Raw genomic sequence first — 13,163 nt, 5'->3', positions numbered from 1 at the left:
CAATAGAGGTAGAGTTCGGTCTAAATTCACGGGGTTTTTGGCAAAATAAACTTTATAGCGGCACCTGCCTTCATATTTTCTGCCCATATTTTTCCTTGATGCCCTTCTATTATTTTCCGGCTTATTGAAAGACCAAGACCAGTACCGCCTGACATAGTTTTAGTTTTGCTGCTTTGGGTGAATTTATCAAATATATCTTCCAGCTCTTCTGTTGGGATACCTATTCCATCATCACTTATTGAGCATAGTACAAATTCTTTGCCGTCTTTTTCCGCGTAATCTGATATGATAATTGTTATATTACCTCCTTCTGGTGAGAACTTTATAGAGTTAGACAGAAGATTAATAATAACTTGTATTAATTTTGCCTCATCAAGATATATATTAGTATTTTGACATAAATTCTCTTTAGTCACTGATAGTTTTTTATTTTTGATCAGTGAGTCAAGCTCTACTAAGGCGTAATCAATTACTTTTTGTAAGTCGCCTTTTTCTATAGAGAAGGTCATTTTGCCGGCTTCCAACTTTTCAAAATCCAATAGATTATTTAATAATCCGAGCAATCTTTTTCCGGCCATTTGGATATTGTTAAGATATTTGTCTAGCTTTTCAGGATTCTTGATAGTATCGCCACTAATATTTTTTATGCTCATGCTGGTGTAATTAAGAATAGCGTGCATGGGTGTTCTAAGTTCGTGTGACATATTTGATAGGAATTCGGACTTGGCGACATTGGCTTTTTCAGCTTTTTCTTTTTCTATGATTAAATCTAGGGTTTTAATATCAACAAGTTTTTGTAGGTGATCGCGATGCTCTATGAGTTCAGCTTCTATTTTTTTACGATAAGTTATGTCTTTAACCATCACCACGAATAACGTATCTTCATGATAATCAAGTTTTGATATAGTTATTTCTATAGGGAAAATATCGCCGTTTTTCTTAGTTCCTTTTATCTCACGATTTACACCGGTCATATTGCTGATATTACTAAGATAGGATTCTATATATTTGCGATAGCGACTGGATGTTTTTTGAGGAAGGAGAATGGAGATATTTTCTCCTTTTATGTCGTCAATATTATAACCAAAGATTCTTCCGGCAGATTTGTTGAAATCAAGTATGGTTCCGATTGAATTAATCACCATTATACCATCAAATGAGCTATCTGTTATTGATTGCAGATAATTACTCTTTTCCTTTAATTCGGTTTCTAGTTCTACTTTTTCTAAAAGGTTTATACGGAATGACTCAATACCCCTTGCTATAGTGCCAATTTCATCTTGAAAATCCTTGCCGGGAATTTTGATACGTAGATTGCCTTTGGTTATTTCAACAAGAGCTTTATACAACCAGTTTATTGGAGTTATAACACTAGTAGTTAGGAAGAAGAATAACCATAGTCCTATAAGCTGTGCTAATGCGTACCATATAAGAGTGTTCCATTGTTTGTTTTGATAATATTCTATGCGCTTGTTGAGAAGTGTTGTTAATTCATCAAGGATTTTATAATTCATGGTTTTTATAAAATCACGCAATTTAAAAATTTGTTTTGAAAGAGTGTCAGGTGCTATTCTGTTACCAGATGAAACAATATCTAATGTAGTGATGAATTGGTTCATATCATTCTTATATTCTTCAATCACTGGTTCTAGGTTAGGCTTTAGAGTTTGGCTTACACCATAAAAATTTTCATCCTCATTAAAGGCAAGATCAATATCAAAGAGGACTCTCTCCATCTCGGCTTCACGTAGGAAATGAGTGATTAGTTTCGCTTCGCTGCTTATTTCTGGGGATACGGGTATGGAAAGATTGAAATATGGATATAGTAAGAAAGAAGCATATGATATTCTGTTTATAGTTTGGGGTAGTTGGTTTACTGAGATGTCCATCAGATAATAACTGTCAAGATCTGGATCAAGGATAAGACCAGATGTATCTCCGACTACTGTTATTATTCTATCTAGTAGAACAAGAATTTCGTCATAATTGTTGTATATAGTTATATCCTGATTTTTTATTACCTGCCATTTTTGAGCAAGTTCTTCGATCATTGTTGCTTCATTATTGTCATTTTTCAGTATATTTTTAGAAAATCTAAGGTCTGTTCCTAAATTTTTGTTCAGTTCTATAAGTTCATCTATAAGCGCGTCAATATTTTTAGAATATTCATTGTGTTTTTTTAGTATTTTTCTATCTGGATCTTTATTATGTGCGATAATCATTCTAGTAAGACGATGGTTGCCTATTTCGGCAAGAATTCCGGTAAGGATTTTTTCGTACTTCACTCCATCAATTTCCATTTGCGCTAGTACGATATTGCGTTTGATATTGTCTATGGTTGAGTAGATAAGGATGGAAAAAGGTATAGCAAAGACTAAAACTATGCTAAAAAGTCGGGAGCGAATAGAAAGATGGTGTAATTTTTGTTGGAATTTGCTGTATCTTCTCATTTCTTAATTCCTCATTTTTTAGGTATAGTTGCCACCATTTTTTGAGTTTTCTGTCGTAATATTTGTAAAAGACATAGCTATACTTACTGAGTACCATAATAAAATAGCAGGCCAGTTAGAGAATATACTCTGTGTTACCATAAATGGGAAAAAATTTATGATAATCGTACCAAAAGCCGCCGCTGGTAATATACGGTATATGCCGTGAGACTTTTTGAAAGAAGACAAAACTGTAAAGGCAAGACATATTACCATAGCGGTATATATAACCATACCGGTAAGACCGGTTTCCGCAAACCATTCTAGGTAAGTATTGTGCGGGTGTAAGTTGCAGTATAGCAGAATTTTTTGTTTTTCCATTTCCTCGCAGACAATACGAAAGCCCTTGAAACCAACACCATGAGCTAGATTTTCTTTGCCTATTACTATAGCGTCTATAAAAAGCTTGCCGTAATTAGACTCAGAAAGCGCTCCTAAAATAATGCCTATTTCCTTGACACGAGCTAAAACCCACTCCTGAGTCAGGATCAGGAATATTGATATTCCACTTAATGTAATAGCAAGTGAAGCGCCAATAATACGTACCCTTTTTTCAACAATGGCGATTAGGAAGATAGCGGTGAAAAAACCGAACATGCTGCTGAAAAAGGCGGTGCGTTCTCCACTTATTAGTATTATAGACTCGCTCATTATGATCAGAAATAGAGAAGTGAAAAGCATTAGGCGACTATTGGTGGATTTTGCTATAAATAGAGAAATAGCCGCAGTTGGTAGGATCATTTTGGCTATGAACACACCAACCTTCACATTGTTGATGGGACCGGTAAGCCTGCCACTACTGTCTTTTGGATTTCCTGATAGAGAAACATCAAATAAGTATTGCCATAGTGAGTCTATGAGCACAAATACCAGCATTGCTGCCAGCATTTTACCTAGAAAAAATATGCGATGTTTATCGGTTAAAATCCAGTGTCGCATAGCGGCGTAAAGTAATATATAGCGAATCCATGGTATAGCGACAGAGAATGAAAGTTTAGGCGATACGGCAAGTGGTGACACTACCAGTACCATCCATAACCACGCTACGATGCTAATTTTGATAAATGGGTCTTTAAGCCATGCCCAGTTTTTATTTTGGTAGCTATTTAGCAAAAAAAGCAATGATACAATAACACAACAGGAATCAGCAAGACCTCTGCTGAAAATCAACCCCCACGGTATAAGCAAAACAGCAATATATGAAAGAGACAAATTCCAATTATTTTTTGGAAATAACATGGTCATATAGGGTTTTAGTGATGTATGTAGATTCACTCTGTTATCTCTAAGTATTTTACACTACCTGTTTTTTATCTGTTTTTATTGAATTTTTTGTTAAGAAAAGCAAATATTAGTTGGTGTTATCTAGTTATTTATTTTATAAACAGTTTTATTGTGTAGATTGCTCTATATGCTAAAATACACTCGTTTTGGATAATTTTTACCCAAAACGAGTGTAAGAGCCTTGTTAGAGGAATAATGTTTTCCGCTGTGAAGCAGGCATAAAATTTGATAAAAATATGTGATATTTTTATTCATAAGTGGTCTAATTTGTAGGAAGGTAAAGTATGCTAAATCCATTTATAGATTTAATCGCCTCAGTGCTACAGATATATATGTGGTGCGTGGTGATATGGACGGTGACCAGCGTTCTTATATCATTTAAGGTGATAAATTCTTATCAGCCTTTGGTGCAAAGGGTAATGTACGCTCTTGATAAAATATGTGAGCCGGTCATGCGTCCGATTAGGAAAATATTGCCAGATTTAGGAGGTATAGATGTATCTCCGATAATAGTTATATTATTGATTACATTTTTGCAAAACGCTCTTTACACCTATTTTTATACATATGAGATAAAAGCGAATATCTCTTCTATGTATAGGTAAGAATAATAATAAGAAAAGATTGAATAATAGGATATGTTTGAATCATTATCTTCAAAACTCACTGGGGTTCTCGGCAAATTACGTGGTCGTGGGGTTCTGTCGGAAGCTGATATTGACAGCGCGATGCGCGAGGTGCGTATCGCTTTGCTTGAGGCTGATGTGGCGCTGCCGGTGGTTAAGGAGTTTGTTGGAACTCTCAAGGAAAAAGCACTTGGTAAGGAAATAATAGCCAGCGTATCACCAGCGCAGATGGTTATTAAGCTGGTAAATGACCATTTGGCGGAGTTGCTTGGTAGTGAGCATCAGGAGATAAATCTCGCCGCTACTCCTCCGGTAGTGGTTATGATGGCGGGTCTGCAAGGTTCAGGTAAGACAACTAGTACTGGCAAGTTGGCGCTACGTCTTAAGAAGAAATATAATAAAAAAGTCATGGTAGCGTCGCTTGACATTTATCGTCCGGCAGCGCAGCAACAGCTTGAGCAGGTAGCCAAGCAAGCGGAGGTGTTTTCTCTGCCGATAATATCTGGTGAAAAGCCTTTAGAGATAACCAAGCGGGCGATGAATACCGCTCGTCTGGAAGGGTATGATGTATTGCTTCTTGATACCGCTGGTAGGCTGCATATTGATGAAGAGTTGATGGATGAGCTGAAGGAAGTGAAATCTTTAGCTAATCCTTTGGAGACTTTGCTGGTAGCTGACTGTCTTACTGGTCAGGACGCGGTAAATATAGCGAAGAACTTTCATGAGCAGATCGGGGTAAGTGGAATAATTCTTACTCGTGTTGATGGTGATGGACGGGGAGGAGCGGCTCTTTCCATGCGTTCGGTAACGGGACAGCCAATCAAATTTATCGGTGTTGGTGAGAAGCTAGACGAATTTGAGGAATTTCATCCTAAGCGCATAGCGTCACGTATCCTTGATATGGGTGATATTGTATCGCTAGTTGAAAAAGCCGCTGAGCATGTTGATACTGAGCAGGCTGAGGAAATGGCAAAGAAAATGATGAAAGGTCATTTTGATTTCAACGATTTGCTTAAACAGTTGCGACAAATGAATAAGATGGGTGGTATTGGCAGTATGATGAAAATGCTACCAGGAATGGGGCAGCTTAAGGAAAAGATCGGGCAGGCTAATATAGACCATAAGATGATCGCTAGGCAGGAAGCTATTATACTCTCCATGACCGCTAAAGAGAGGGTCCACCCCAAGTTGCTAAACGCTTCAAGGAGAGCGCGTATCGCCAAAGGTTCTGGGCTTAGTGTGCAAGATGTAAATAAGCTTATAAAACAGCATCAGCAAATGCAAGGTATGATGAAAAAGCTAAGTAAAATGGGTAAAAAAGGTATGATGCGTGGTGGTGGGTTAGAACAATTACTTGGCGGGCTGCGCTGAAATTTTATCTTATCCCCGTGAAAGACTACTGTCCCTCGTACCTGTCTCGCCGTAGCGCGCAAGCGCAAAGGTGGATGGAGCATTGCTTCCTCCTACGCTCTTTGAACTTCGGCGGATAGGCCCATGGCGATTGTATTTGGGTATCAGGAACTGAACGTGACACTGTCATGCCGTCTTTATGACGGCATCCGGTTGTGAAAAGCAGAGTTTTTCACTGGATTGCTCTGCAACCCACCAGACCCCGCTAACCACGTGCGGGGCGACATTGTATCCAAATGCGATTGCTATGCGGACAGGCAGGACTCACACAGCCTGACTTACTGTGCTTCTTATGACCTAATTTCTAATTCTTGGATTATAAAAAAATTCTATTTTTCAATATGTTATCTGGAGTTAAATTATTGTTTTGCTAATTGTAACATATAGAGTAACAAAATCTTCACACAAAAAACTTTATTTTATGGCACAATGATAATGTGGAATAATAAATATTAAGCTGTAATGGACAGATAACCCATTGAGGAATAAAGTATGTCTAACCATGATTATGATAGTTATATAGATAATAAAATAACAGGTGGTGGCTTTTCTGGATTTATAGGAAGTACCGTTGGAGCGATAACCACCGCTGTTAAATGGGTGTTGGGCGGACTATTAGCGGTAACTGGTGTTGGCTTTTTGCTTAATAAAAGCGAAGGATTCCGTGATATGACCAATAAAACACTAGCTAAAGTAGGGATTGATGGTGCTGGTGATAAAGGTCGGGAGATGTTTACCAGTGTATTTAGCTGGGGCAAAGATAAGGTTGGAATTGAAGCTGGTAAAGAAGATATAATAACCACTGAAAATATTGGTGGAGTGAATGTTATTAAGCCAACAGCGCTTCTGTCTGAGCATAGAGTCGTAAAGAATCCAAAGAATTTTAGCGATTTGACCATACAGGATAAAGTTATGATGTCACTTTTTACTTCAAGAAGTGATACCAAAGGTGGTATAAGGAGATTGGAACAGCTAAATGATGATGTGTTGGAGTTTGCTTCTTATGCTGGTAATGTGTGGAATCCAGCGGCAGAGAGATATAATTATGATAAACAGGAGTTGATTAAAACTGGTGGATTGCCAGCGGCTCCCGTGATTAATCTCAGTCTTCCTGATAAATTGTCTGATAAATTAGAGGAATATGGAAAGAATAATATAGACCCTGAAGGATGGGATAGTCTTTCTATTATAGCAAAGCTTAAGCTTTTAAGAACTAGGATTGGTAATAACTTTCAAAATGAACCTAATTTGACCAAATCGATTATGGATGGTAAGGATTACTCTGACGATAGATCTATTCTTCCTATATGGACAAAGGAGGCATTGTCTTATCTTGTGAAGCAATATGATGGAGATATATCAGATGGTATTAAGGATAGAGGAGAGTCAGCCGATACCCGTCTTGAGGTGCGCACTAAAAGGGATATTGCTGAACAGCTGAAGGAAGGAAGGTATGGTGAAGCTAAGAAGTTAGCCATGGTTGCTCATGACTACTACGATGGAATAAGCTTAGATCCTAAAATAATACCGTATAATGATAAGGATAGAGGGACCAGATATGGCAATGTAGCGAAATCATTTAAAGAAATAGTTGATTATATAGATTCTATAGATGAGAATGGAATTCATAAAGAACTGCTAGTAGAAAGTAATAGGATATTTAACGGTATATTGGAAGGTGCTCATGCATTTTCTATCACTGAAAAAGAATATATTCAAAAAGTTAACGCCTACAGGACTTCTGTGGTCAAAGCTCAGCAGGAATCTGGATTGCTGGAAGCCGCAGGTAAAGGTGAAGAGCAAGAGCGTGGTGATAAAGAAGAAGGCAATGGTAAAAAAACCTTGAAGGCTGACGCGGAAGATGTTGTTGATAAGACTACAAAACCTGAGAAGGTGGCTAAGGCTATAGCTGATTCAAGAAAGATTATTAATAACGTAATCGGTGAGAATGGCATAACGCAGGAAGAAATACCTTCTGGCAGTCCGTTGACAGAGAAGGCAAAAACAGCCGCTCTTGAAGTTAAAAATCCTAGAATATACTATAATACAGTGGGTGATGATGGTATTAAAAGCAGTTCTGTGCAGGTGGCGTTTGTTCCTAAAGAAAAAGAAAGCTCACAGTCCGCCAGTAAATAGCATTCTCTATATGTTACAGGTTATAAAAGTTTAGTGGATTTTTAAGCTTTTATGTATTATACTCCCTCCGATTGTTGTTATAGTAACTTGCGGTAAGAATTACCCAAGTTACTATCAAAACAGACTCTGAAAGAGTCGGTTTTGCGCCGCGAAGCGAGCGAGATGCCTTATTTTTATAGGGAAAAATAAGGGCGATTTACTATAATTATATGAGGAATGTATGCAGAATTCAGCCGTTAAAGTAAGTGATTCAGTAGAAGAAGTTGCTGGTGAGTCAGTCGTTTCCGTAGAGATTGTGGAGCAGGTAGTAGAGTCCGAAGTGGTTGAGTTTATCGCTCAGGCTCAGATAGTCGCTGGTCTAGCGGAGGAAGCTTGTCATCTTGACGAGAATATGAATTGCCCTGATTTTGATTCTTTTGAGGAAAAGTACGGCTTTGGCTGTTTCGCCTAGTTACCCCCCACCAAAAATTGAATCATTACTCTCTTCAATTTTTGACTCCCCCGCAAGGGGAGAGTATGGTAATAGCCGTAGCTCAGGTTATACAATAGCGCCAATTATGGGAGATTGCTTTTTTGGTCTGTGAGTAAAAACCTAAATAGACGTAAGCTCGTCGTATACATAACATGCTCCTCCCGCCATTATGCTCATAGTAACTGGTATGGGAAAGATTAGGACTACAGATACCATATAAATTCCAAGTAGTAACAAAATTTTTATTAATGATTCAGTATCAAGCTTTCTAAATATTTTTATAATTTCCTTTATGCTTCTGCCAATACCATAATTATAATCAAGCATGAATATTGGAATGAATATAGCTATAAGTAAAGCAGCAAGAGATGGGATTAGTAGTGGAAGACCTATTATACCAGCAAATGACATAAGTATTGAGGCAAGAGCGACCTTACCCATAACTGGGGCTATTGTATGCTCAATAAAATCAACACTGGTTCTTTGTCCGCGATAAAGGCATATGGCAAATAGCAAAAAACTTCCTTGAAGAAGAGCGAAAACAATCCAGCCAGCGGTAATGGCTGACGCTATATTGTTCATTAGCGCATGGGTGAGTACGGCGCATAATACGGAGAATAACAGTATAGCGCCAGCAAAAGCCGACATTCCTTGATGCTCAGCGACAAAATTCCAGCCTTTCCTTAAGGTTTTCTTTATTGATATGCTGGGTGTTTTGGTTAGTTCATTGCGTATATCATCCACAGGGTGATTAAAAAAGGAATTAAATTCCTCAATATCACCAGCTTTTATCGTGGTATTGTTGTGGTAGAATATTGTTTCTGTGGTAATAGCTCCTGTCCTAATCCTACGCATAATTGTTATTATGTCGTGAGGACCGTCTTTTTCATTTCTGGAGCTTATATAATAATATTCCATAATCTTACCCTGTTTACGGAGCATTATGTATTATAAATATTTAATAAAGTGTTATTCTCTGGACATACTTAGTATAATATCCGCGAATTCACTAAGATAAACAGAGCCTTTTACTGTTCTTTGTATCAGAACGTTGCGTTTATCCTGTTTATCACGTGTCCTTTTTAACAATTTAGCGGACTCTAGAGCGTCAACCGCTCTGCATATCGCTGGTTTAGATATTTGTAACTCCTCTGATAAGAGTTTAATGCTATGCGGCGGTGGCATAAGATAAACATTTAGTAAAACCGCTGTTTGTCTTGCTGATAAATCAAAAGGCATTTTTTGTAGAGCTGTTGAGGTAACTCCATGCCAGAAGGTAAGCGCCCTTATTGTTTTAGATGAGCTAATCTTTTCGCCTTTTGCCTTAGTGTTTGTTGCCATAATTTTCCTTTATTAATCTATATAAAGCTCTTATTCCCATTGCTTCACCGCCTTGTGGGCGACCTGCTCTATCCTGAAGGTTCCACGCCATCATGTCAATATGTAGCCATGAAGTTTTTATGTCTACGAATTCTTGCAAATAAAGCGCCGCAGTGATAGCTCCCCCGTATGGACTGCTTGAATCATTACTTATATCGGCGTTTTTACTACTTAGATATTCCCTGTAATCAGCCCATAAAGGAAGCCGCCAAAGTGGGTCGCTTTCCTGTTCACTTATTTTAGAGAGTTTGGTGGCGAGCTTGTCATCGTTGGTGAAAAACGCTGGTATATCTGTTCCAAGAGCGACGCGAGCGGCTCCGGTGAGAGTGGCGCAATCAATGAGTAGGTCAGGTTTTTCCTTGTCCGCCTCAAATAAAGCGTCACATAATATTAATCTTCCTTCTGCGTCTGTATTGCCGATTTCTACGCTTATACCCTTACGAGTTTTTACAATATCTAAAGGTCGCATGGCATTGCCAGCGACAGAGTTTTCCGCAATTGGTAATAATACACGGAGTTGTACTGGAATATCACCGTCAATTATCATTTTAGCGAGAGCTAGAATATTAGCCGCTCCTCCCATATCCTTTTTCATTAGACGCATGGATGACGTTGGTTTGATGTCAAGACCACCAGTATCAAAAGTTACTCCTTTGCCAACTAAGGTGATTTTTGGAGAGTTTTTGCGAGGAAAGTTAATGTCAACAAGATATGGAGGGTTGGAGGATGCTTTGCCGACAGTATATATCATTGGGTAGTTTTCTTTTAGTAAATTTTCTCCCTTTATAATTTTTATTTTAGCTTTATTACTTTTTGCCCAGCTTGTCGCTTCATTCGCTAATTCGTCGGTAGTCATATCGTTCGCTGGTGTATTGATTAAATCACGTGCCCAGCAGATTGACTCAAAAAATGATTTTACTGCATTCAAATCAACGTTTTTAGGGGCTACAAGTTTAGGATATGTCGCGATATTTTTTTTGTATTTAGAAAATTTGTAGCTGGCAAGTGCCCAGCCAAGAGTCAGATTGAATTTTTCCGTGTTATCAAACTTACCCTCAATGGCGTAACTCCCTTCAGGAATTTTCGTGGGAAGGTGAGAGATACTCCATATATTAGTTTTTTCTTCTACTATGGTGACTATTAAACCAATAGAAATATTGTCTTTTGGTATTAGGCAGAAATTTCCTGCTTTTACCTTAAAATCATTTATTTTTAGCCATTGTTGAGTCTGTTTTTGTTGTTTTTTCAGCCATATAGGAAATGATTTCTCATTTAATATCACTATAGGGATTGTTTCGCTGTTTTTGCTTTTAGTGACAGTAAATATTTGAGGCATAGAAAATAGTTAAAATAATCTAATATATTGATAAATATAGATGATACTAGCCATATATTTGATAATTGCCAATAACAATTTTACATAAAAACAATAAAAATTATTAATAATATTTAATTAAAATTGAATATTATTTAGCGATATGTTAATATCAGTTAACATAATATAGTGTTGTTATGTTAATTTTTAATTTTTTATAGGGGTAAATATATGGCGTTAAATAAATTATTATTCAGTACAGCTCTTACTTTAATCTCAATAAATTCTATTTCAGTAGCAAACGCTGCTCCCAAAAAATATGTTGAGGGACGTTTGATAGTTCAAGCGAACGCAGGTGTTTCTGATAGTGATTTTGTTAAATCAATGAAGAAGTCCGGTCTTAAAGTTAAAGAGAAGCTGAATAAGAATCTTCCTTTGTGGATTGTTGAGGTTCCCGTCAAAGCGGAAGAGAAATTAGCCAAAGCCCTGTCTAAAAATAAGCATGTAAAATTCGCGGAAGTTGATGCGATACTTAGAACATCCGCAACTGTTAACGATCCATATTTTTCCTCACAATGGGAAACTTTTAAGATACAAGCGCCACAGGCATGGGATATCACGATGGGAGAGGGGGTGACGGTCGCTGTTCTTGACACAGGTGTTTATGGAGCACACCCTGATTTGAGTGGAAACGTACTTTCTGGTTGGAATGTCAACTCTGCAAATAGTGATGTTACTGACAACTGTAATCATGGTACACCGGTTTCAGGAAGCATCGCAGCTGTTGGGAATAATGGCATTGGGATGGTAGGTGTCGCAAGCAAAGTTAAGATACTACCGGTAAAAATTACTAACAGTACTGATACTTCAAGAGGATGTCCGGCTACTTGTAGTGACGTTGATAGGGGGCTTAGTTGGGCAGTTGATAATGGAGCTGATATAGCTAATATTAGTTATGCTGGTGTTTTAGATTGTTCAAGTGTTTTATCTGTGGCGCAGTATATGCAAGGTAAAGGGGGGCTTGTATTTAATTCCGCAAGTAATACTGGCACCCAATTATCACATAAAAATTCTCCGTATTTAGTAACGGTAAGTGCTACCAATTCTAGTGATGTACGCCCTTCATGGTCAAGTTATGGTTCGTACGTGGATCTATCAGCTCCTGGTCAGGATGTTTTTTGTACAGGAAGTACATGGGCATATGGCACATGTTGGGGCACCTCATTTTCCAGCCCTATCACTGCCGCTGTCGCTGCTTTGGTAAAAAGCGCTAATCCAGCTTTAACATCTACTCAAATAGAGCAGATACTTAAAGATTCCGCTGATGATATAGGCGCTACCGGCTATGATATTTATTATGGTTATGGTCGGGTGAACGCTTATCAAGCTGTTGAGCTTGCTAAAGCCACTACGGGAGGTGGTGGTAACCCGCCGCCTGATACTACACCTCCTTTGGTCGCTATAAGCAGTCCAGCTTCTGGCTCAACACTTAGTGGCACTGTTTATCTAACTTCTACCGCCTCTGATAATGTTGGTGTGGAAAAGGTTGATTATTACATTAACGGAACATTCTTTGGTAGCGCTAGTTCTTCTCCATATAGACTTTCGTGGGATACCACTGAAGCGTCAAATGGTAACGCTACTATAACAGCTTACGCTATTGATACTTCTGGTAATACTAGCACAGCTTCTAATGTTTCTGTTGTTGTAAGTAACCAAGCTCCTGTCGCTGATGAGATAGCGCCAGTAGCGAAAGTTGATAGCCCGAATGAGGGTGATGTTCTTACTAAGATTAGTAAACGTGTTGTTACTATCAAAGGTTCTGCCAGTGATAATGTTGGAGTTAAGAAGTTATCAGTTCTGTTTGATGGTAAAAACCTCTGTTCATCTGTAGATACAACTACCGTATCATGTAATTTGAACACTAAAAAAGTATCAAATGGTTCACATGTAATATCAGTGATAGCTGAGGATGCCGCGGGTAACGTTGGCGCTTCTTCTATCAATGTAACGAAGTAACGCGGGCTGTTGTTAGCCTGTTTTACCCCTAG

General features: G+C 38.1%; 10 protein-coding genes. 5 read left to right on the top strand and 5 right to left on the bottom strand.

Annotation, left to right across the window (positions count from 1 at the left end; all coding sequences use genetic code 11):
- Nucleotides 1-26: 26 nt before the first annotated feature.
- Together R3D71_09165 and R3D71_09160 are read right to left on the bottom strand one after the other, a co-directional pair.
- A complete protein-coding gene (locus R3D71_09165; protein MEZ5691817.1) occupies nucleotides 27-2,450 on the bottom strand; it encodes an ATP-binding protein in 2,424 nt (807 codons plus the stop codon).
- An 18-nt stretch (nucleotides 2,451-2,468) separates the two neighbouring features.
- The gene (locus tag R3D71_09160) at nucleotides 2,469-3,764 is read right to left on the bottom strand and encodes an O-antigen ligase family protein (protein MEZ5691816.1); all 1,296 of its coding nucleotides are present in this window, start codon (nucleotides 3,762-3,764) and stop codon (nucleotides 2,469-2,471) included.
- A gap of 293 nt (nucleotides 3,765-4,057) precedes the next feature.
- Between R3D71_09160 and R3D71_09155 the strand changes: the two genes are divergently transcribed.
- From R3D71_09155 to R3D71_09140, 4 genes are all read left to right on the top strand, one after another.
- Nucleotides 4,058-4,378 carry a YggT family protein gene (locus R3D71_09155; GenBank protein ID MEZ5691815.1) on the top strand — a complete coding sequence of 107 codons (321 nt, stop codon included), beginning with the start codon at nucleotides 4,058-4,060 and terminating at the stop codon, nucleotides 4,376-4,378.
- Between the two features lie 33 nt (nucleotides 4,379-4,411).
- On the top strand, nucleotides 4,412-5,770 hold the full coding sequence (gene ffh / locus R3D71_09150; GenBank protein ID MEZ5691814.1) for a signal recognition particle protein: 1,359 nt from the start codon (nucleotides 4,412-4,414) through the stop codon (nucleotides 5,768-5,770).
- 531 nt (nucleotides 5,771-6,301) lie between these two features.
- Nucleotides 6,302-7,945, top strand: a complete 1,644-nt coding sequence (locus R3D71_09145; protein MEZ5691813.1) for a hypothetical protein — start codon at nucleotides 6,302-6,304, stop codon at nucleotides 7,943-7,945.
- A gap of 220 nt (nucleotides 7,946-8,165) precedes the next feature.
- The gene (locus tag R3D71_09140; GenBank protein ID MEZ5691812.1) at nucleotides 8,166-8,396 is read left to right on the top strand and encodes a hypothetical protein; all 231 of its coding nucleotides are present in this window, start codon (nucleotides 8,166-8,168) and stop codon (nucleotides 8,394-8,396) included.
- 141 nt (nucleotides 8,397-8,537) lie between these two features.
- On the opposite strand, the gene R3D71_09135 is transcribed toward R3D71_09140, so the two are convergent.
- From R3D71_09135 to R3D71_09125, 3 genes are read right to left on the bottom strand one after another with little or no spacing between them, the layout of a single operon-like run.
- Nucleotides 8,538-9,359, bottom strand: a complete 822-nt coding sequence (locus tag R3D71_09135) for a hypothetical protein (protein MEZ5691811.1) — start codon at nucleotides 9,357-9,359, stop codon at nucleotides 8,538-8,540.
- Between the two features lie 27 nt (nucleotides 9,360-9,386).
- The gene (locus R3D71_09130; GenBank protein MEZ5691810.1) at nucleotides 9,387-9,758 is read right to left on the bottom strand and encodes a helix-turn-helix domain-containing protein; all 372 of its coding nucleotides are present in this window, start codon (nucleotides 9,756-9,758) and stop codon (nucleotides 9,387-9,389) included.
- Nucleotides 9,742-11,133 carry a leucyl aminopeptidase family protein gene (locus R3D71_09125; protein ID MEZ5691809.1) on the bottom strand — a complete coding sequence of 464 codons (1,392 nt, stop codon included), beginning with the start codon at nucleotides 11,131-11,133 and terminating at the stop codon, nucleotides 9,742-9,744. The genes R3D71_09130 and R3D71_09125 overlap by 17 nt, the downstream gene beginning before the upstream one ends.
- A 210-nt stretch (nucleotides 11,134-11,343) precedes the next feature.
- Here R3D71_09125 and R3D71_09120 point away from each other — a divergent pair, with 210 nt between their 5' ends.
- Nucleotides 11,344-13,131: a S8 family serine peptidase gene (locus R3D71_09120; GenBank protein MEZ5691808.1), complete on the top strand. Its 1,788-nt coding sequence runs from the start codon at nucleotides 11,344-11,346 to the stop codon at nucleotides 13,129-13,131.
- Nucleotides 13,132-13,163 lie beyond the last annotated feature (32 nt).

It is taken from the genome of Rickettsiales bacterium, assembly GCA_041396965.1.
In the GTDB taxonomy this organism is placed as follows: Bacteria; Pseudomonadota; Alphaproteobacteria; order Rickettsiales; family SXRF01; genus SXRF01.
Note: the sequence above shows the minus strand (reverse complement) of the source record. Positions and strands in the feature narration are given on the sequence as shown.